General features: G+C 63.4%; 12 protein-coding genes and 2 pseudogenes. 8 read left to right on the top strand and 6 right to left on the bottom strand.

The window, feature by feature from the left end; all coding sequences use genetic code 11:
* Positions 1-11: 11 nt before the first annotated feature.
* The 7 genes and pseudogenes from LPW11_RS13030 to LPW11_RS22505 form a co-directional block, all read left to right on the top strand.
* The gene (locus tag LPW11_RS13030) at positions 12-1,667 is read left to right on the top strand and encodes an O-antigen ligase family protein (RefSeq protein ID WP_230994310.1); all 1,656 of its coding nucleotides are present in this window, start codon (positions 12-14) and stop codon (positions 1,665-1,667) included.
* Positions 1,668-1,861: 194 nt separating this feature from the next.
* A complete protein-coding gene (locus tag LPW11_RS13025) occupies positions 1,862-3,322 on the top strand; it encodes a glycosyltransferase (protein ID WP_230994309.1) in 1,461 nt (486 codons plus the stop codon).
* Positions 3,319-3,849, top strand: coding sequence for a glycosyltransferase (locus LPW11_RS13020; protein WP_230994308.1), 531 nt, complete (start codon positions 3,319-3,321; stop codon positions 3,847-3,849). Before LPW11_RS13025 ends, LPW11_RS13020 begins: the two co-directional genes overlap by 4 nt.
* A 153-nt stretch (positions 3,850-4,002) precedes the next feature.
* On the top strand, positions 4,003-5,415 hold the full coding sequence (locus LPW11_RS13015) for a sugar transferase (protein WP_230994307.1): 1,413 nt from the start codon (positions 4,003-4,005) through the stop codon (positions 5,413-5,415).
* On the top strand, positions 5,409-6,632 hold the full coding sequence (locus LPW11_RS13010; protein WP_230994306.1) for an outer membrane beta-barrel protein: 1,224 nt from the start codon (positions 5,409-5,411) through the stop codon (positions 6,630-6,632). The genes LPW11_RS13015 and LPW11_RS13010 overlap by 7 nt, the downstream gene beginning before the upstream one ends.
* 634 nt (positions 6,633-7,266) lie before the next feature.
* A pseudogene (locus tag LPW11_RS22510) lies at positions 7,267-8,817 on the top strand (cache domain-containing protein); the annotation flags it as partial.
* Positions 8,818-9,039: 222 nt separating this feature from the next.
* Positions 9,040-10,885, top strand: a pseudogene (locus LPW11_RS22505) (methyl-accepting chemotaxis protein); the annotation flags it as partial.
* Between the two features lie 223 nt (positions 10,886-11,108).
* On the opposite strand, the gene LPW11_RS13000 reads toward LPW11_RS22505, so the two are convergent.
* From LPW11_RS13000 to LPW11_RS12985, 4 genes are all read right to left on the bottom strand, one after another.
* Positions 11,109-13,754: a DUF2339 domain-containing protein gene (locus LPW11_RS13000; protein WP_230994304.1), complete on the bottom strand. Its 2,646-nt coding sequence runs from the start codon at positions 13,752-13,754 to the stop codon at positions 11,109-11,111.
* 39 nt (positions 13,755-13,793) lie between these two features.
* On the bottom strand, positions 13,794-14,780 hold the full coding sequence (locus LPW11_RS12995) for an amidohydrolase family protein (RefSeq protein ID WP_230994303.1): 987 nt from the start codon (positions 14,778-14,780) through the stop codon (positions 13,794-13,796).
* Between the two features lie 113 nt (positions 14,781-14,893).
* Entirely contained in the window at positions 14,894-16,066 is a 1,173-nt protein-coding gene (locus LPW11_RS12990; protein WP_230994302.1) for a 6-phosphofructokinase, read from the bottom strand.
* Positions 16,067-16,646: 580 nt separating this feature from the next.
* Positions 16,647-18,683, bottom strand: coding sequence for a transglycosylase domain-containing protein (locus LPW11_RS12985; protein WP_230994301.1), 2,037 nt, complete (start codon positions 18,681-18,683; stop codon positions 16,647-16,649).
* 213 nt (positions 18,684-18,896) lie between these two features.
* Between LPW11_RS12985 and LPW11_RS12980 the strand changes: the two genes are divergently transcribed.
* The gene (locus LPW11_RS12980) at positions 18,897-19,607 is read left to right on the top strand and encodes a DUF554 domain-containing protein (protein ID WP_230994300.1); all 711 of its coding nucleotides are present in this window, start codon (positions 18,897-18,899) and stop codon (positions 19,605-19,607) included.
* 11 nt (positions 19,608-19,618) lie between these two features.
* Here LPW11_RS12980 and LPW11_RS12975 read toward each other — a convergent pair whose 3' ends face one another.
* Both LPW11_RS12975 and LPW11_RS12970 read right to left on the bottom strand, forming a co-directional pair.
* Positions 19,619-20,152, bottom strand: coding sequence for an aminoacyl-tRNA deacylase (locus LPW11_RS12975; RefSeq protein WP_230994299.1), 534 nt, complete (start codon positions 20,150-20,152; stop codon positions 19,619-19,621).
* Entirely contained in the window at positions 20,139-20,708 is a 570-nt protein-coding gene (locus LPW11_RS12970; protein ID WP_230994298.1) for a PAS domain-containing protein, read from the bottom strand. Before LPW11_RS12970 ends, LPW11_RS12975 begins: the two co-directional genes overlap by 14 nt.
* Between the last annotated feature and the right edge of the window lie 209 nt (positions 20,709-20,917).

The raw sequence follows: 20,917 nt of genomic DNA, 5'->3' as shown, positions 1-20,917 counted from the left end.
GAGTGAAAGGAATGGCAACGGGAATGAGGAAGATCCTGACTGTCGTGGCCGCTCCTGCGCGGAAGGCGGCAGCAATGATGAAGAAAGCGGCAACCCCGCTGCGCAAGGCGGTCTCTCCCCTGCGGAAAGTGGCGGCTCCCTTTGCGAGAGCGCTCGCTCCCCTGGCGAAGCACCTCGCTCCGCTGTCGAAGGGGCCCGCATTCCTGCGGAAAGGGGTGGTCGCTCTCAGGGAGAAGGCGCGCGCCGCGAAGCTCACCATCGCGACCTGCGGCCTCGCCCTCTTCCTCGGCCTCTTCATCAGCCTCATGGGGATAAACAGCTATGCGGTCATGGTGGCGCTCGTGGTCGGACTCGCCGCCATGGTGGTGGCCTGCTTCATCCTGTACGCAGGGGTGCACGGGCGCGAGTGGGCCATCAGCCTGAGCTTCATCCTCATCACCTTTACCATCGACGCCACCTTCCGGCGCCGCGGGGACATGGCGGACAGCGGGATGGACGCGCAGACGCTCCTGAAGCTCGTCCTGTGGGGGGGAGGCTTCCTGATCGGCGCGCTGAACTTCTCCCACATCAAGAACGCCCTCGCCGAATCGGTTCCCCTCAGGTGGCTCCTCGCCTTTGCCACCTGGAGCTTCTTCTCCACGGTGTACTCCATCACCCCCACCTACACCTTCGGCGGCGGCTTCGGCTACCTCGCGCTCCTCTGCTTCGTGGCGGTGGTGGTGCAAAAGCTCGGGATGGCGAAGCTCCGGATGGGGGCGATCTACGCCTGCGGGCTCCTCACCACGAGCGCCCTCGCCCTCTATGCAGTCATGCCGAGCATCGCGGTGGCACAGCTGGAGAACGGCTCCACGCCGCGCCTGTGCGGGCTCACCGGCTCCCCGAACAACCTCGGTCGCACCGCCGCCATCGCACTTTTCTTCATCTTCTTCGCGGTGCGCGACAAGCAGGTGAAGTTCTGGCGTCCGGACATCGCCATCATCGCTCTCAGCGCGGTCGTCTCCCTTCTCATGTCGTGGAGCCGGACCTCGCTTGCCGGGGTGATCGCCGCCATCGCCATCGTCTTTTTGCGCAGGCGCATCCTCCTCATGCTGTGGGGGGCTATCGGCGTGCTGACGACCTTCTTCGCCATGATCCTCGCCAACGTGGACTGGGACCGGCTGATCAGCGTCTTTTCCCGGCACGGCTCGCTCAGCGAGCTCACCACCCTCACCGGGCGGACGGCGATCTGGCACTTCGTCTGGAACGCCATCGAGAAGAAGCCGCTCCTCGGCTACGGCTACGGCTCCACGAAGCTCCTCATCTCCAGCGGCTTCTGGACCGTCTTCGGCTGGACCACGACCTCGGCGCACAACATGTTCCTGCAGGCGCTGGTGACCACCGGCGCGGTGGGGGCGCTGTGCATCGTCATGGTGATCCTGCTGCAGCTGCGCGACTTCGTGAAGAGGCCGAACGACATGGCCGATGCCGCCTTCATCTTCGTCCTCATCACCGGCTTCTCCGAGGCGGGAGCCGTAGGGGTGGCACCGAATCTCCTCACCATCTTCTGGCTCATGTCGCTGGTGGTGCCGCGCGGCGAGCGGGTAGCGGAGCAGGTACCGGAGCAGGTTCAGCCGCTCCGGGGGGAGAGCTGGGCCCTTCCGGCACGGCCGACGGGGTCGTGGACCTGAACCCCATCCCCACCCCGACCCTCCCCTTGAAAGGGAGGGAGGTGGAGGAAGGATGAACGAAAGCAAAAAGAACACTTGAAGTAGCTGCACCGCCCCTATCCACGACAGCAAGAGCCCCAACGTCCCCTCCCTTTCAAGGGGAGGGGCAGGGTGGGGATGGGGTCAGGTGAATAAAATCGAACAAGGAACTACCTATGAAACAGATTCACGTAGCCTGGACGACATTTCAGCGCAGGCAGGTCTCCATGGCCCCGCACTGCGATTTCGAGCTCCTCTTCCTCCCGATAAAGCGCCGCACCGGCCTCTTCTCCAAAGGGATGCAGTACGTAAGAAACGGGTGGCAGACGCTGCAGGTGCTGCGCGAAAAGCGGGCGGACGTGGTGTGGATCCAGCTCCCGCAGGTCCCGCTCCTGTGGGTGGCGCTCGCCTACCGGATCCTGGTGAACCGCAAGGCGACTATCATCGCCGACTGCCACAACAAGATGTTCCGGCGCCCCTGGAGCGCCTTTCCGCTGGGGGTCTCGCAGCTGAAGCGCTGCGACGTGGTGCTGGTGCACAACGACGACGTCATGGACCAGGCGCTTGCCCTCGGGGTGCCGAGAGAGAAGCTCTCCGTGGTGGAGGATCCGCCGGCGTCCTTTGAGAAAGTCGAGGCGCGCCCCCTCTTCCCGGAGATCCCGCGCCCCTGGCTCGTCTTCCCGGCATCGTTCAACGAGGACGAGCCGCTGGTGGAACTGATGCAGGGAGCGGCGCAGCTGCCGGAGATGTCATTCCTCATCACCGGCAATACCCGCAACTGTCGCGACGAGTCGCTCATCAGGAACGCGCCGAAGAACGTCCACTTCGTAGGCTTTCTCCCTACCTGCGACTTCGACAGCCTGATCATGGGGTGCGACGCGGTCATCGCCCTCACGAAGTTCGACGGCATTCAGCTCAGCGTCTGCGGCGAGGCAGTCGGTGCGGGTAAACCGATGGTCGTCTCCGACACGAGCACCCTGCGCCGCCTCTTCCCGGCTGGGAGCGTCTTTGTAAAGGACACCGCCGAGGGGATCGCCTCCGGCGCGAAGGAAGTCATGGGGCGCCTTGAGGAGCTGAAGGGAGCCGTGCTGGCACAGCGGGACGAGATCACCGGCAGGTGGCGCTCTACCCGCGGCGACGCTCTCATGGAAACGGTTACCCGCACGGTGGAAGCGAAAAAGATGCAGAAAGGGAAGCGGAAGGTCCTCGCGGTCGCCTCCGGCGGCGGGCACTGGGTCCAGCTCATGCGCCTGCGCCCCGCTTTTGAGGGGATGTCCCTGGAGTTCATCGGCACCAACGCCGCCTACGCCAAGGAGGTCGGCAAGCCGATCCACACGGTGCGTGACGCCAACATGTGGGACAAGATCTCTCTCGCCATCATGTTTCTGCAGGTGGCGCTGAAGGTACTGAGGGTGCGCCCGGACGTCATCGTCACCACCGGTGCTGCCCCCGGCTTCGCGGCACTTCTCTTCGGCAAGCTCATTGGCGCAAGGACGATCTGGATCGACAGCATAGCGAACTCCGAGACGATGTCCTCCTCCGGGAAACACGCACGCAGGGTCGCGGACCTGTGGCTCACCCAGTGGGAGCACCTGGCAACCCCGCAGGGACCGCACTACATAGGGAGCGTTTTATGATTTTCGTAACGGTAGGTACCCAACTTCCTTTCGACAGGCTGATCAGGACGGTTGACGACTGGGCAGGTGCCCACCCCGAGGTGGAGGTCTTCGCCCAGGTCGGCCCGAGCGAGATGCGCGCAGCGCACATAGAGACGGTTCCCTTCGTGGCGCCGGACGAGGCTGACCGCCGCTTCAGGCAGGCGGACCTCATCGTATCCCACGCCGGGATGGGCTCCATCATCACCGCGCTGAAGTACAAGAAGCCGATTCTCATCCTGCCGCGCGTCGCCGCGCAGGGGGAACACCGCAACGACCACCAGATGGCGACGGCAAAGTGGCTCGGCGTGCGCCGCGGGATCACGGTGGCCTGGACCGAGCAGGAGGTCTCCAGGTATCTGGAAGGGGAGCTGCAGCTTTCCCAGACCGGAGAGATCAGCGACAGCGCCGACCCGCAGTTCATCAACAACCTGAGAAGCGCGATCATGGGTGAGGTCGAGCCGAGGCTCGCGCCGAAGAAGCTCGCCTTCGGGTGGCTGCGGCACTAGAAGCCGCACTCCTCCCTGCACATTCGTCCCCCCTCTCGCTGAGGGGGGGACCATAGATAGCAAAGCGCGCTGCAAGCGCGCCCATACCTGTTAAAATTCTAACGCCGTAGCCGCCGCAGAAGCGGGGGCTCGGGGCGATAAGGAGCTCTCGGCATGCTTCAGGAGCAGTACGCACTGCTAAAAAAATTCATCTTCGGCGTGGACGCGCTGCTGGTGGCGGTATCGTTTGCCGTCGCCTACATGGTCAGGGACTACATGGTAGTAGGCTTCCTGCATCCCCTCCCCCCCCTCGAGCAAAACCTGCAGCTCATGATCGTGGTGCTGCCGATGTGGATCATGCTGCTGCGCGCCTTCGGCGCCTACGACTCCATGCGGGAGAAGGGGTTCGGCCACATCTTCTGGGGGGTCTTCGAGGCTTCCCTCGTCGCTACCCTCGCCTGCGCCACCGCGGCCTACCTCCTCAACATGGGGATACTCTCCCGCCCGTTCCTCCTCATCTTCTTCGGGCTCGCCTCTACTACGGTGATGATGGAGAAGCTGGTGATCTTTCTCATCATGCGGAAGGTGTGGAAGACCGGCGTGAACCAGAGGGTCATGCTGGTGGTCGGCTCCGGCCCCCGCGCGCTGAAGTTCGCCAACGTCATCGAGTCCCACCCCGAGTGGGGGGTGCGCATCCTCGGCTTCATCGACGAGCCGGAGATGCAGGGGAAAGCGGTCGGCAAGGGGCAGGTCATCGGCACCTTCGACGACATGGCGCAGATCCTCGACGAGAACGTGGTCGACGAGGTCGTCTTCATCATGCCGCGGCAGTTTTTCGACCGGCTCGACAAGTACATAGGCGTATGCGAGAAGGTCGGGGTGAAGGCGACGATCGCCGTCGACTTCTTCGACACCGCCATCGCGAAGCCCGGGATCAGGGAGATCGAAGGGATTCCCCTTCTTACCTTCGACTCCACGCCGAAGGACTTCGTCTTCCTCACCCTGAAAAGGACGCTCGACATCGCCTTCTGCACGCTGGGAATGATCGCCATCTCGCCGATCTTTCTCTTCATCGCGCTCGCCATCAAGCTGACCTCGAAGGGGCCGATCTTCTTCAGCCAGGTCCGCGTCGGCCTGCGCGGCAGGCCCTTCAGGATCCTCAAGTTCCGCACCATGGTGGTGGACGCCGAGGCGCGCCTCGCGGAACTGCGCAAGCAGAACGAGCTGGAGGGGCCCGCCTTCAAGATGAAGAACGACCCGCGCATCACCGCCATCGGCAGGTTCCTGAGAAAGACGAGCCTCGACGAGCTCCCCCAGGTGCTGAACGTGATAGCGGGGGACATGTCGCTGGTGGGGCCCCGCCCGCCGCTGCCGGCGGAGGTGCAGAGATACGAGCGCTGGCAGAGGAGGCGCCTCAGCATGCGCCCCGGCATGACCTGCATCCACGAGGTCGTGGCGCGCAACAACAAGGACTTCAACTTCTGGATGAAACTGGATCTCGAGTACATCGACAACTGGTGTGTGGCTCTTGACCTGAAGATCATCGCCCGCACCTTCTTGACCGTGGTGCGAGGCACAGGATGCTAAACCTACATAGCTGCTGCAAGGGAGCTGTTTCACTCGCACTCGCCCTTCCGCCCCTCTTTCTGGGGGCGGATGAGGCGAGTTGCGCCTTTCTGGGGGACGTCCTCAAGCCTTTCGCTTCTGTAAGCGAAACGTACGACAGCAACGTTTTCAGGGTGGAAGACTCCGGCCAGCTCGCGGCGCTCCTCGGCGACGACCAGATGAGCGATTTCAGCACGATCTTCACCATCGGCACCGCGCTCAGGTACACCGTCAGCCACCAGTCGTTCGAGGCGATGCTGAAGAGGGATTTCATCCGCTTCAGCCACTACACGCAGGAGGACGCCGACCGGGACGAGGTGAGCGGCAAGGCGAACCTGAGCCTCCTGCAGAAGTGGACCCTGAAGCTCGACGGCGGCTATACCAGCGCGCCCGAGCCGAGGACCGAGTACACGAACCCCCAGCAGAACATACGGACGACCTACCGTTACGGCTTCCTCGCCGGGTATCAGCTCCCCATCGGCCTCACACTGGAGGCCGGGTACCGCAGGAGGGAGGTGGCGTACTCGCTGGAGACGTACAACGTCAGCGAATACGACGCCGACATCTATACCGGCACGATCACCTGGCAGATCTCCCCCACCGCCCAGACCTACGGCACCTACGAGCACGACGAAAGGACGTTCCGGGAAGGGACTTTTGTGGACGGGGAGACGCTGAAGCGCGACAACACCGGCGACTCCTTCCGGATCGGCTTCAACAAGACAGTCTCCCCCCGCACCTCAGTATCCACCTACCTCGGCTACCTTTCCCGCCGCCACGACGACTTCCCGGAGCGGGATTTCAGCGGCGTCATCGCGGCCCTTGAGGGGAGTTACGGCCTCACCTACAAGACGCGCCTCCTCATCGGCGGGGAGCGGCAGATCTACGAGGAGACGTACACCGACTGGATCTACAGCGTCACCAACACCTTTTCCCTCGGCGTGAACTACCAGGTAACGGAGAAGGTGAAGGCGACCGCCCTGGAGAGGTTGATGTGGAAGGACTACGAGGCGCTTCCCGAATCGAGCGCACCGAACAGAAGCGACTTCATAAACGAGACGAGCGCCGGAGTGGAGTGGGCGCCGATCAACAGGCTCACCCTCAATCTCGACTACACCTATTCCAGCAGGGATTCCGACATAGAAGGGTTCGACTTCACCGACCACACCGTCACCGCCTCCGTCGCCTACCGCTACTGATCAACGCGAGGGGACTGGCTCCGCAGGTGCCAGTCCCCCTTCGCCTTCAGCGAAATGAAGGCACCCGCCCCGACCGTTCACTGTGTGCCCTCAAGGAATGGCAACGATTACGTCCCCCCCTTTGCGAAGGGGGGACAGGGGGGATTTGACTTGGCCGGAACCGTCCTGCAACAAAGTGCGCAACTGCTGTGGTCGCAAGCAATTTCTTTCGTTCCACTTTCCAAAAACTGGTGGGGCCTATGTCGTTGATGTTTAGACTGCCGCAGCACTGCTGTTCGACGACCTAGATGTACTGTTACCGGGCTGGCGGTCCTGGAGGAAATTTGAAGATCAAATCCCCCCTGCCCCCCCTTCGCAAAGGGGGGAACGTTAGGCCTTCTGCAGTGCTTCGTGGCAATGTACCCACGCTCCCCCGCATCTCCACAAAAACTGCCCCGCCGGCGTCCTGCCACGCTCCCTCCATCCATTGCGCGTCCTCCCACCCGTTAACATAGTGTAATCAATATTTCCCTTAAGGGTGTCAGGCTTTCGCCGATAAAGAGGTTAACGCCGCGCCCCCTCCTCTCCTTCAAGCGGTAGCGAGCCAAAGAAATCACGAGTCGACGGGCATCACGCCAGGAGAAGGAGTCTCATCATGCTGTTGCGCCACAAGTTCATACTTTTCAACGTCATTGTAGTTGCACTCTCCGTGGTGGCATGCGCCGGCATAGCCATGCGGCAGGTGTACTACAACGGCATGGAAAAGGCGGTCAAGACGCGGGAAGTCCAGCTGAAGACCATGAAGGAGCTTCTCGCCGCCAGGGGATCGCAGTACAGGATCGTCAACAACAAGCTCATGGTCGGGAACTACGTGATCAACGACAACAACGAGATCCCGGACAAGTTGAAGGAGCTCGGCGGCGGCACCGCCACCATCTTCATGGGGGACGTCCGTGTCGCCACCAACGTGGTCACCGAGCAGGGGACGCGAGCGGTCGGGACGAAGCTCACCGGAGCGGCATACGATACCCTCTTCAAGGAGGGGAAGCCTTTTGTCGGGGAAACCGTCGTCTTTGGCACCCCCTTCCTCGGCGCCTACGAGCCGATCAAAAACCCCAAAGGTGAGATCATAGGCGCGATGTACGTGGGGGTGCAGAAGAAGGAGTTTCTGGCAGAATACAAGAAGATCGGGGTGCAGATCTTCGGGGGGGCGCTCCTTCTTCTCGCCTTCAGCAGCGTCGCCGCCTTCATCTTCGCCAAAAGGATCTGCAACCCCATCAGCCACATCATGAACGTCCTGCAAAAGGCCTCCGAGGGGGACCTCTCCGCGACCGCCGAGTGCGCGGGGAAGGACGAGTTCCACCACCTCGCCACCTCGGTGAACAGAACGATCGGCGCGGTAAAGGGGCTGGTGACCGATACGCAGATGCTTGTCCACGCCGCCATGCAGGGGGAGCTCTCCAGAAGGGCCGATGCGAGCCGGCACGAAGGAGAGTTTCGCACCATCATAGAGGGGATAAACGGCACGCTGGACTCCGTCGTCGCCCCCATCGTGAGCGCGTCGGAGCGGATCGACGAGCTGAGCCGCGGGGAGATCTTCGAGGAGATCGTCGACGGCTATCAGGGGGAGTACGCGCCGCTGAAAGACAGCCTGAACCGCCTGAGAGCGGTGAACGAGGCGATGCGCGCCGACGTCAGGGCCCTTTGCATCGCCTCCTACGAGGGGGACCTCTCCGCACGGGTCAATCCCGAGATCCACAGCGGCTTCTACGCGAAGATCGTCGGGGGGCTGAACAACATATTCGAGAACCTCTCCGCTCCCCTTCTGGTTTCCACAAGCTACATCGAAAAGATCAGCAGGGGGGAGATCCCGGAGAAGATCACCGAGGAGTACCGCGGCGACTACAACGGCATCAAGGAGAGCATCAACCACTTCGTGGACAGCATGGGGGCGCTGCGCGGCGAGCTCGGCTCTCTCATCGGGGCAGTAGCCAGCGGCAACCTGGAAGTCGCCGGCGATGTCGCTGCCTTCGAGGGGGAGTGGGCGAAGATCGTCTCCGGCATGAACGAGCTCATCGACGGATTCCGCACCCCCATCATCATGATCGCCGGGTACCTGGACAACATCAGCAAGGGTGAGGTTCCGGAGAAGATCGCCGAGGAGTACAACGGCGCCTTCGAAACGATCAGGGACAACCTGAACCACTGCATCGACGGACTCGGCGGGCTCGTGGAGGCCAATGCCATCCTGCAGAGGATGGCGCTGAACGACCACTCCTGCAAGGTGGAGGGGGAATACCTCGGTATCTACCACGAAGTCGGCTCCGCGGTTAACATGGTGCGCGAGCGGCTCCTCAGTGCGGCCACGACCGCAAACCTCATCGCCCGCGGCGATCTCAGCAACCTGGAGGTGTACCGCGCGGTGAACGGCGGTACCGGCAGGCGCTCCGAGCACGACACCTTCCTCCCGGCACTCATCGGGATGATGGAAGCGATCCAGGCGATGCTCGACGACGTGAACCTCCTCACCGAGGCGGCAATTGCCGGGAACCTCACCACCCGCGCCGACGCAGAGAAGCACCAGGGGCACTTCCGCCATATCATCGAGGGTTTCAACAGCGCCCTCGACGCCATCGTCGGCCCCTTCTACTCCGCAACGGAGGTGCTGTGCCGCATCGGCATGGGAGAAATCCCGGAGCCGATCGAGGCGGAGTTCCAGGGGGACTTCAACGACGTGAAGGAGAGCCTGAACAGCTGCATCGCCAACGTGAACGGCCTTCTGACCGATGTAAACCTCCTCGTGGAAGCCGCCATCGAGGGAAGACTCACCTTCCGAGCCGACGCCTCGCGCCACCACGGCGACTTCGGACGGATCGTGGAGGGGATGAACTCGGCGATCGGCACCCTGGTCGGACACCTCGACTCTATGCCAGCTCCTGCCATGATCGTGGACCGTGATCTCACCATCCAGTACATGAATCACGTGGGCGCTCAGGTCGGAGGGAAGACGCCGGAGCAGCTCGTCGGCACGAAGTGCTACGACCACTTCAAGACCACCGACTGCCACAGCGACAACTGCGCCTGCTTCCGCGCCATTCGCGACGGGCGCCAGGCATCCAGCGAAGCCACCGCGAGACCGGGTGGAAACGAGCTGGAGGTCGCCTACACCGGCGTCCCGCTGCGCGATTCCCACGGCAACGTCATCGGGGCCTTCGAGGTGGTGAGCGACCAGACGGCGGTTAAAAAGGCAGCGCGGGTGGCCCAGAAGGTGGCGGAGTTCCAGACAGCGGAGACCGCGAAGCTGAACGAAGGGCTGGAAAAGCTTGCCCTCGGCGACACGAGCATCGTCCTCTCCGTAGGGGCAGCGGATGCGGACACCGAGCAGGTGCAGCAGGTATTCGGAAAGATCTACGGCGCGGTGAACGGGCTTGCCGACGCGCTGAAGCACGTGACGAGACTGGCGCGCGAAATCGCCGCAGGGGACCTCACGGTGAGCGTCGAGGAGCGCTCCGAGCGCGACGAGCTCATGCAGGCGCTCGGCGGCATGGTCCGCAAGCTCATGGAGGTGGTGGGCGAGGTGAAGGTGGCCGCCGAGAACGTGGCGAACGGCTCCCGCGAGATGAGCATCAGCGCCGAGCAGATGTCGCAGGGTGCAACGGAGCAGGCTGCTTCCGCCGAGCAGGCTTCGGCCTCCATGGAGGAGATGAGTTCCAACATCAAGCAGACCGCGGACAACGCCTCGCAGACAGAGAAGATCGCGGTGAAGTCGGCGGAGGACGCCCAGGAAGGGGGGAAAGCGGTCGCCGCCACCGTCGCCGCCATGAAGGAGATCGCCAGCAAGATAGGGATCATCGAGGAGATCGCGCGCCAGACGAACATGCTGGCGCTGAACGCGGCCATCGAGGCTGCACGCGCCGGTGACCACGGCAAGGGTTTTGCCGTCGTTGCCGCCGAGGTGAGAAAACTCGCCGAGCGCAGCCAGAGGGCAGCGGGGGAAATCGCCAAGCTGTCGGTATCAAGCGTCGAGGTTGCCGAAAGGGCGGGATCGCTCCTGGCGACGATCCTTCCGGATATCCAGCGGACGGCGGACCTGGTGCAGGAGATCAGCGCGGCCAGCAGGGAGCAGGACAGCGGAGGGGAGCAGATCAACAAGGCGATCCAGATCCTCGACCAGGTCATCCAGAAAAACGCGGCAAGCGCCGAGGAGATGGCTTCCACCGCCACCGAGCTTTCCTCGCAGGCGAGCCAGCTGCAAAGTGCCGTCGACTTCTTCCAGATCCACGGACAGCGCCTCGCCCCGCTGCGCCAGCAGACGCCCAAGAGAAGGGCAGAAGCGGCACCCGCTTCAAAGGAGCTCCCCCGCGGCGGCACGCCGTGCCCGAAGAAGGTGAACGGGTACGACTACATGCTGGAGGACAAGCTCCATCTCGACGACTCCTTCGAGAGGTACTAAAAGTCCGCTCGTGAACGGGTCCCGCAGGCATCCTGCGGGGCCCGTCACGGTGGCGGCACCGGAGAAAACCAGCCGATCACCAGGAGAAGCACCCCCACCGCCACGAAAGACACGATCCTCTCCACCGTCCCCTGTCCCGCCAGATCTATCACGAAAAGCTTCAGCACCACCACCGCGAGAAGCGCTCCTCCGGCAAACCAGAACTTCCGCATCCCCACCCTGCTGGCCACCACCATGACGCACAGCGAAAGAAGCGCCCAGAAGATGGCGAATGAGCTCTGTGCCAGGGTGGAGTCAAAGAGCGCCCCCGCCTCCAGCGGCACGTCCCCCCAGTAGTGCAGCGCGCGGGCCAGGAGCGCGTTCAGCCAGACGAAGACCGCCGCGGCATAAAGGGGGGGCATCGCCCGCGGCTGATACGACGCTGCAACTCCCTCCGGCAGCTCCCGGAAGTGCCGGTACCAGAGAAGGAGCGCGCAGAGGGAGAGGACCACCGCGAGATCGAAGACGTTCAGCAGGGGAAGCCACCTGAAAGGCCACGGATCGCCGCTTTCCTCCAGATTTGCCAGGACGATCCACGAGAGGATCCAGAATGCCAGCGGGACGGCCGCGAGCGTAAGGTACCAGTCGCGGTGTCGCCGCACCGGCCAGGGGAGGCGCCCCCCCCACCCGGCAGCGACGAGGAGAAAGAGATCGGGGAAGAGCACGTACCCCGCCGCCAGCCAGCTCCCCGCTTCCGGGAGGCGCTCCTGCAACTGCCAGCAAAGCTCCCACGTCGCGGCAACGGCCAGAAGCCAGAGTGCCGCTGCGTGCAGGAGTCGCAGCACCTCGTCCTGTTCCCCTTCCCGCAGGTACAGGATGAGATAGCCGAGGGCGAAAGCGACGGGCCAGACGAACCATCCGCCGTTGGCGCAGGGATGCGAACCGATCGCCGCGAAGAGGAGAAGATAGAGGGCCGGTACCATTCCGAGCGCGGGAAATGCGAGCGGATGCCAGGAAAGCCGCCGCTCCAGAAAATGGCACCCCGCACTGGTGCCCGCAACGAAGAGAACCCTGCCGCCGTAAAGGACGGAGGTCGGAAGGTGCCGCCCCATCTCCTCCCACCCGCCCGCCAGCCACCACGCGAGCCCCCAGCCGAGGAGGACGGCATTGAGCGGCAGCTCCCACGCCAGGAGGCGCTCCCGGTGCCGGTACAGGGTGTATCCGCTCCAGAGTCCGGAGGCGGCGAGGAGGAGGCAGCCGAGGTAAAAGGCGTTCAGCAGCGGGGTGTCGCCGACGGAGCCCCACTCCTCACTGATGAAGACGAGCCCCGCGGCGAACTGCAGGAAGATCCCGAAAAACCGCACGTGCTGCCGCGACTGGCGTATGCCGCTCCACGCTATGGCGGCCCCTTCCACCGCCCATACCGCGGCGGTCCAGCGCCCGTCGAAGGCGAGGGGAACCGCGAGGGTGAGGTAGATCCCCCCGAAGGCGGCGAAGGCTTCGGCGAGGGGGCGCAACGCCGAGTCGCGCCGGAAGAGGACGGAAGCGAGGGAGAGGTAGATGAGACCGGCACAAAGGGCGCTCCAGGCGAGCCCGTAGCGGTAGTCGGCGACGAGTTCGGCCTGCAGGGCGAAGGCGGCGACCGGGGTACCAAAGATCAGGGTGCCGTCCAGGTATCCCTTCAGCCGGGGAGGCTGCCTCAGTGCGAAGAGAACCGCGACTCCCACGTACATGAGAAAGAAGAGGACGAGGAAAGGCTCCGTCGTCGGGAAGAAGTCGGGGCGGTAGTACCTCGCCCCCCAGAAGGCGCCGATGACAAAGGTGAAGATGAAGCCGGCGAGGTTCAGCGGGCGCCACGACTTGAACCAGGCGATCCCGATGATCCCGGCATTCAGCACGGCATAGTAGCCAAAGAGGAAGACATGGCTGCCATGGCCGGTGGAGGCCAGTAGCGGCGCGAGGAAGCCGCCGGAGATACCGAAGAGCGCCAGCGTCGGAGTCTCCTCGAGGACCGCGAGCGCGCCGCACAGCACGGAAATCGCGGCGAGAAGGGTGAAGGCGGCGAAGGGAGAAAAGAGGGAGTAGAGGCGAAAGGCTGCGAAAGAGGTGATGTAGAGGACGCCGATGCCACCCCCCTGGAGGGCGAGCGCATACTCGAGCCGTTTGCCGCGCAGGCTCCACCCCACCGCCAGGAGGACGATGCCGGCCGCGGCGCTGGCAGCAAGTCGCAGCTCGATCGGCAACAGTCCGTGCTGCGCCGCGTACTTCACCAGGAAGGAGACGCCGAAAAAGAGGATGACGACCCCGGTTTTTACCAGCAGATTGCCACCTGTGAAAAAGGCGAGGACACCCTCCGGCAAAAGATGCGGCGCACGCTCTCCGGCACCGGGGGGAGCCGGCTCCCGCGCTGCCGGGGGGGTCGCAGCCGTGGGCGGTTCCTGCGGAGCGGCGGCCGCTCCTTCCGGAGGGGGGTGCGGCGCGGGAGTCTGGAGGGGGGCCTTCTGCGCCACGACTTCCGGCGCCCGGCGCGGAACGTTCCGAGCCGCGTCGTCGCGCAGCCAGGCGACCTCACGTTCAAGACGGCGGAAACGCTGGTGCATCTCGAGGCGATCGGCCAGCAACCACCCGATGAGAGCCCCGAAGACGAAGCCGGAAAAGCCGTTGAACGCGGCCCCGATCGCACCACCCGCCATGGCGTACAGCACCTGCATCGATTCCTCCACTTCGAAAGCCCTGCGTTGAGGCTGACGCTATCCCATCCTCAGCACCTGCGCCGGATCCGCCAGCATCTCGGCCCGCATCCCCAGCGCCTCCTTCAAAAGCACATCCTGATCCCACGGGTTCCTGATGCGCGAGAGCTCCAGCATCTCCCGGAAGGAAAGCTTGAACGGGTAAAAGAGAGGGGAAACCATCGCCGTGTTCGGAAGGGGCATGTCGGTGCCGTACAGGAGCCTGCCGTGCACCTCCCGGTGCCTGATGAGCCGCTGCAGATGCCCGAACCGGTTGATCTGGGTAAGGGAGGCGATATCCGCGTACAGGTTGGGAAACTCCCGGATCAGACGGAGAAAGCGCCGGTGATTCGGCTCGCCGCCGTTTCTCCCGTTGCTTCCGGCGTGGGCGGCGATTACGGTGAGGCCGAGCGAGAGGGGGAGGCGCAGCCGCTCCGGGTCGGCGAGCTCATGCCGGGCCGCGGTAAAGGAATTCTCCCGCCCCGTGTGCGATAAAAGCGGCAGATCCAGCGCCTTCACCCGCTTGTAGAAAGGGATCAGCCGCTGGTCCGCAGGGTCGATGTACTGGATCGACGGAAGCCATTTCAAAAGGACCGCACCGTCCGCGGCAGCGCGCTCGAGCCGGTTGTAGGCGTCGCGACGGTACGGGTTCACGCTTGCGGCAAAGAGGAGGTTCGGAAAGTCCCGCACGGAAGCCGCCAGGTAGTCGTTCGGCACAAACATTTCCGTCGCGTCCCTGTCGAGATCCCCTTCCCGCACCACACCGTCGAGAGCGAGCACCACTGCCTTCGCCACACGCTGCGACTGTGCCACCCCGTCGGAGAGGTGCCGCAGCACCAGGATGTCCCCCTCCCGGTGCAGGTCGTTCTCCGTCACGCCGTACGACCGGAGGAAGAGCGGGTACCTCACATTCCTCCTCATCCGGCGGGAAATGAAGCAGCCGCTCCCCCCCGCCCCGATCCCCGCGGCGTGGCAGTGCATGTCGATCATGCTCTTGGCCCCGTCCATAAAAGCCGCTCTCCCGACGACGATCTCCGGCCCAGATTTGGTGGCGCCAGAACCAGAAGGGCGGAGCAACCTGTGATCACTCCGCCCTTTCCTCCTCTCCTTCCAGACCGACCTCAGTAGAGGAACATCGGCTTTCCAAGGACGTGCCGCACCTTCGGGCGGTACTCCGCCACATCGTACAACTCGTTCACGTCGACCCGCTTCTGCCCCTGCATCACGGTGCTCATCGGTATGTGCGTGTAGGTGCCGGCCTGCAGCGCCACCATCCGGCCCGACTGCCCCTCCGCCACCAGGTCCATCGCCATGTGCGCGTAGTTGAAGGCGACCATGAGGTCGAGGGAGTCCGGAGCGCCGCTCCTCATGAGGTAGGAGAGCTGCTGGTAGATGATGTGCGAATGCGTGAGCCGCTTCAGCGCCTCGCTGAGCACCACGCCGATCCCGCCGAGCTTCTTGTGGCCGTAGGCGTCTTCCTGGCCGTACTCCACGATCTGCCCGCCGATCATGGTCGCCCCTTCCGAGATGGTGACCATGGCGTAGTTGCTCGGATTGCTCCTCTTGTCCTCCACAAGCATCGCTGCCAGTTTCTCCACGTCGAAAGGGACCTCGGAGATGAGCGCCCGGTCAACGCCGGCGAGATAGGCGGAGATGAGGGAGGTCTCGCCGGAGTTGCGACCAAAGAGCTCCACGATGGCGATCCGCTCATGGGACCCTGCGCTGGTTCGCAGGTTGTGGATGAAGCTCACGCTGCGAGTGACCGCGGTGGAGAAGCCGATGCAGAAATCGGTGCCGTAGACGTCGTTGTCCATGGTCTTTGGGATGGCCACCACCGGAAATCCTTCCCTGTGCAGGCGCTCCGCGTAGCTCAGGGTGTCGTCTCCGCCGATGGGGATCAGCGCGTCGATCTTCAGGTGCTCCAGGTTGCTGAGGACGTGCGGCGTGAAGTCGAGCTTCTCCTTCGACTCCGGGTTGTAAGCGCCGCCTCGGAGAAATTCCGGGACGTCGTCCGGGCCGACCTTTGCGGGGTTGGTGCGGCTCGTGTGGAGAAAGGTGCCGCCGGTGCGGTCGACGGTACGCACCGCGTTGCGGTCGAGGTCGATCAGATACTTCTCCCGGGAGGCGGGATCGTCCTTGTTGTAATTGAGGAGCCCACCCCAACCGCGTCGTATGCCGATAACCTGGTAACCGCTGTCGAGGGCACGGTTCACCAGGGTCTTCAGAGCTGGGTTCAACCCCGGGACGTCGCCACCACCGGTCAGGATCCCCACGGTCTTCTTTCGATCAGCCATCGGAGCCTCCTTTTCTCATGATAGGTCCACAAGCGCTTACAAAGTATACTGGAGCTTTTTCAAAGCAAAAGCGCCGGCACCCGGAAGTGGCGCAGCGGAGCGGGGATAGAGATGCGAGGGAAGTGAATTTGTCGATGAAGGGGGAGTTATCGGTTCTTCGTGGAATGGTGGGAGTAGATAAATCAAAGCACAGCCGCCGGCAGCACGTCCCTCCCCTTTCAAGGGGGAGGTCAGGAGGGGGATGGGGTTTCTGTAGGCCGGAATAAGCGGTAGCGTTTCCGGCATTCGCTGGTGGCGGCTGCGCATGTGGTGGACTGCCGGGAACGCCTGGCGGCTTATCCCGGCCTACATGGACGTGGCCCACCAGGCTCAACCCCATCCCCACCCTGTCCCTCCCTTTGAAAGGGAGGGGACGCGCGTGCACCTGTTCTAGTGAAGGAATATACGGCGAAGGTACAGTGGAGTCAGTCAGGGAAGTGTGGCCTTGAGGTCCCCCCTCCCTTGACGGGAGGGGGACAGGGGGTGGGTGAAGCTGCCATCAATTCAGCCGGTGGCACCCTCGCCACCAAAGAGAGTCGTACTACAGCACCGGCGTCTGCGGCTCCTCATCTGCGGCGGGTGCGCCGGAAGGCTCCTCCTCACCGCCCTCAGGGTGCGGCTGGTCCGGCTGCGGCACTGCCTGCTGCACCGGGGGCAAGGCGTCGCCGCCGTGTTTCGGGCAGTACTGGTTCGGCTCCTTCCCGGCGATGAAGAATTCTTCCTTCTTGTTCGGGCAGTCCGGCGCCGCCAGGTATCCGGTGGAGGGATCGATAAAGGCGGAGACGACCCCCTGCGGCTTCGGGAAATCTCCGGCGGGCTTGGCAGCCACGGCAGCGCGCATGAATTTCCCCCAGATCGGGGCGGAGGCGGCCCCGCCTGTGAATCCTTTCCCTCCCGGCTTCGGCTTGTCATAGCCAAGCCACACGCCGGTTACCACCGTCGGGGTATAGCCAATGAACCAGGCATCGCGGTAGTCGTTCGTCGTCCCGGTCTTTCCTGCGCTCGGGTGCTGCATGCTGAATTTCTTCAGGTGCTTCGCCGTCCCGTAGGTAAGGACGTCCTTCAGCATCCCGGTCATGACATAAGCCGTAGCGGGGTCGAGCGCCGGGGTCAGCACCGGGGGGTTCTCGGTCCACTGCTGGCGCTTGCGGTCGAGGATGCGGACGATGGTGCGCGCCTCGGGGCGCACCCCGCCGTTGGCAAAGGGGGCGTACGCCTGGACCAGGTCGTTGAGGGTGACCTCCTGCGTACCGAGCGCCATGGAAAGATCGTTCGGCGGAGGGAGGGACAGCCCGAGCCTGCGGGCGAAGTTCGTGAAATCGGGAACGCCGACCGTGTTGAGGAGCTTCACCGCCACCACGTTATTCGAGTGCGCCAGTGCCTGCCTGAGGGAAAGATCGCCGTAGTGCTCACCCTCGTAATTCTGCGGCTTCCACACCCCATACGAGACCGGGGTGTCGTTCCAGATGCTGCTTGGGGAGATCCCCTTCTCCAGCGCCGCCGCATATATCAGGGGCTTCATGGCGGAGCCGGGCTGGCGCCTCGCGAAGAAGGCGCGGTTGTAGTTGCTCTTGGCGTAGTCGACGCTCCCTACCGCGGCGAGGACGTCACCGGTCGCGGTATCGAGGCAAAGAAGCGCCCCCTGCAGCTTCGGAGAGATCTTCTTTGCCCCCTCGCGCAACGTCTTTTCAGCGAGCGTCTGCAGCGAAAGATCCAGCGCCGCGATGACATCGAGCCCCCCCTGCTCCACGACTCCCGGCCCGTAGTGCTCGACGAGCTTGTTGCGGATGTGCGCCACATAGGAGGGTGCCTGCCCCGGCTGCATGACCTGGGGAGGGTGCGCCCTGAGGTTCGCGTGCTGCGCCGGGGTGATCAGCTTGAGGTCCTCCATCCGCCTGAGGACGACGTCGCGCCGCAACATGACGTCCGCGGATTTCCCGAGGGGGTTGTAGCGCCCCGGCGACTTCTGCACCCCCGCCAGCATGGCGCACTCCGCGTCGGAAAGCTCCTCCGGCCTCTTGTCGAAATAAAGCCGCGCCGCCTGCGCGATCCCCCAGGCACCGTTGCCGTAATAGATCTCGTTGAAGTACATCTCGAGGATCTGCTTCTTGGTGTACCTCTTCTCGAAGTCGAGGGCCATCCGCCCTTCCATCAGCTTTCTGTCGATGGTCTTCTCGCTTGAGAGGTACTTGTTCTTGATGAGCTGCTGCGTGATGGTGGAGCCACCCTCCGCCATCCTCCCTTTCACCACGTCCTTTACCAGCGCGCGGGCGATCCCCCGGAAGTCGAGGCCGCTGTGCTCGTAAAAGCGCGCGTCCTCCACCGCAACGACGGCGTCCTGGAGGAATGCCGGGATGCGCTCGATGGGGACCCAGTAGCGCTTCTCCGGCAGGATCCTCCCGACGAACCTCCCCTTGTTGTCGAAGACGCGGATCGAGCTGTAACCGTTCGGCAGGAACGGAAAGGTGGCGATGCCGGCGTGGGCGACGGATGCCGAGGCGACGAGGAGGACGATGAAAAGGTGAATCAGGAGAAGCGGGGCGAACTTCTTACGCAGCGGGGATAGATAAGGCTCCAAGGCGAGTTGTGCTCCTTCGAAAGAGTGGGGTCCGGAAAAACCTCGGAGATTTTCTCACAGGTTAGCCACCGGGGCAAGTCAAAGATGGGCGTGCTCACGCTCCTGCGACGGAACTCATTCGCCCCGAAGAGACTATGTCGAAGCAACCGGTGTTGACGCGGCCGCGCCTGCGGCGTACTATCCCGGGCTTTACCTCTTGCAAGCGGAGTAACGATGATCGGACCAATTGTAAACGCCTCCGCCGTAGCGGTCGGCTGTGTCATAGGATTTACCTGCGGCGGTCGGCTCCCGGAGAGGGTGCGCAAGAACATGCCCCTCACCTTCGGCTGCGCCTCCATGACCCTCGGCATCGCCATGATCGGGCAGATCCGGCAGATCCCCGCGGTCATCATCGCCCTTCTTCTCGGGTCACTATGCGGGGAGCTCTTCGACTTTCAGTCGTGGATCGAGCGCCTGACGGCGGTGATCTATGAGAGAAACAAGGAGGGGGGGAGCTTCCACGGCATGACGGAGGAAAATTTCTCCACACTCTTCAGCAGTCTCCTCGTCATCTTCTGCTTCAGCGGGACAGGTGTTGTGGGGTCGCTGAATGAAGGGCTTACCGGAGACCCTTCCCTTCTGATCGTGAAGAGCTGCCTCGACTTCATCACGGCGATCGTCTTCTCCGCCAATATCGGCTACAGCCTCCTTCTCTTCGTCATCCCCATGTTCGCCGTGCAAAGCTCCCTTTACGCCGGTGCCGCGAGCATCAACACCTTTATGACCCCTGTGGCGGTGAGCGACTTCAAGGCGACGGGGGGGATTCTCATGCTCGCCGCCGGCTTCAACCTCCTGCAGCTGAAAAGCTTCCGGCTGGTGAACATGCTTCCAGCGGTATTCATCATTCTTGTCGTGTCCGGGGTGTGGACCAGGCTGATGCCGTGACAGGGGCCGCTCTACTCCCGGGAAAAGTCGCCGACTTCGCCGCCGCTTGCAGTGACCAGGTCCTCGGGTGAGAGCTCGAATGTGCGGTCGGTGCGGCCGGTGCCGCAGTAGAGGGTGGGGAGAATGGTGAGGATGTCGCTGTCCAGAAGAACGGTGGTGTTGTCGCCGGCAAGAAGGGGCGACACGCCCCCCGGCTCGACCCCGAGGATCTCGCGCACCTCCTCCGGCGAGAGGGGAGCGAGATCGCGGCGGTTGATGCCGAGAAGGGCGGCGAGGCGGGGATAGTTCACCCGCCGCGTGCCGCGCAGGGCGGCGAGAACGATCCTGCCGTCCCTGGTGCGGAAAGCGACGGTCTTCACGATACGGGAAACGTCGAACGACAGCTGCTCCGCGGCATCGTCCACCGTGCGGGTCGCCGCATGGGCATGGAGCGCGAAGGGAAAGCCGCCCTCCCGAAGCCTCTGCACCATAAGCTGAAAGGGGGCCTCCTCCCGCGCAGCAAATTCCTCCATCTCGTCCGGCATCCGGCAGCTAGCGCTTCTCATGGTTTATCTTCTTCAGGCAGGAGAGCATGCTCGCGAGCATCCGGTACAGCCTGTCGTACCGGGGCCCGAGGCTCTTCAGCACCGCGGAGATGGTGGCGAGCGGAAGATGGATCTGATGCACCAGCGCGGCGATGCGGGCGGCGCGTTCTTCCGCCTTTACCTGCTGGGTGATGTCGATGGAAAAGCCGATGATCCCGGAGACGGCGTCGTCGTACATGAGGGGCATCTTCGTTACCGACATCCACACCACCTCGCCGTTGGGGTGGGTGATCCGCTCGCGCCGGTTCTTGATCGAGCGCCTGTTCTGCATTACCCACAGATCGTCCATCACAGCCCGCTGCGCCTGGTCCAGAGGGAGGAGGTCGTAGTCCGTCTTCCCGAGGATCTGCTTTATGCTCAGCCCGTAGTGGCTGGCCTTCACCTTGCTAACCCGGACGAAGTTCCCCCCGCTGAAGTTGTCGTTGCCGTCGTTGAAGTACTCCTTCACGTAAAAAGAATGGGGGAAATAATCCAAAAGGGCGCGAAAGATCATGAGATCCCTCATCATCGAACCCATCTCTTGCCTCCTTCTCTCTGGTCTGCGACATCCCGTCGGCGGCCCCTCGCGGCACCGCTCTGTCTTGAGCGGCAGGGAGTATAGCACAATCTTCGGAGAATCGTTTACTTTTCCTCATTCATTCCAGATCATCGATCTTTCCCTCTCATTCCTCCGCTCCCGCTTTCCCGGGATTGTATAAGAAAAACCCCTCCTCCAGTTGACTTCCG

Source organism: Geomonas sp. RF6 (assembly GCF_021044625.1).
Classification (GTDB): Bacteria; Desulfobacterota; Desulfuromonadia; order Geobacterales; family Geobacteraceae; genus RF6.
This window is presented reverse-complemented; position numbering and strand designations above follow the sequence as displayed.

Coding starts and splice junctions, on each gene's coding strand:
- LPW11_RS13030 (WP_230994310.1), top strand. CDS start 12: ATGGCAACGGGAATGAGGAAGATCCTGACTGTCGTGGCCGCTCCTGCG.
- LPW11_RS13025 (WP_230994309.1), top strand. CDS start 1,862: ATGAAACAGATTCACGTAGCCTGGACGACATTTCAGCGCAGGCAGGTC.
- LPW11_RS13020 (WP_230994308.1), top strand. CDS start 3,319: ATGATTTTCGTAACGGTAGGTACCCAACTTCCTTTCGACAGGCTGATC.
- LPW11_RS13015 (WP_230994307.1), top strand. CDS start 4,003: ATGCTTCAGGAGCAGTACGCACTGCTAAAAAAATTCATCTTCGGCGTG.
- LPW11_RS13010 (WP_230994306.1), top strand. CDS start 5,409: ATGCTAAACCTACATAGCTGCTGCAAGGGAGCTGTTTCACTCGCACTC.
- LPW11_RS13000 (WP_230994304.1), bottom strand. CDS start 13,754: ATGCAGGTGCTGTACGCCATGGCGGGTGGTGCGATCGGGGCCGCGTTC.
- LPW11_RS12995 (WP_230994303.1), bottom strand. CDS start 14,780: ATGGACGGGGCCAAGAGCATGATCGACATGCACTGCCACGCCGCGGGG.
- LPW11_RS12990 (WP_230994302.1), bottom strand. CDS start 16,066: ATGGCTGATCGAAAGAAGACCGTGGGGATCCTGACCGGTGGTGGCGAC.
- LPW11_RS12980 (WP_230994300.1), top strand. CDS start 18,897: ATGATCGGACCAATTGTAAACGCCTCCGCCGTAGCGGTCGGCTGTGTC.
- LPW11_RS12975 (WP_230994299.1), bottom strand. CDS start 20,152: ATGAGAAGCGCTAGCTGCCGGATGCCGGACGAGATGGAGGAATTTGCT.
- LPW11_RS12970 (WP_230994298.1), bottom strand. CDS start 20,708: ATGGGTTCGATGATGAGGGATCTCATGATCTTTCGCGCCCTTTTGGAT.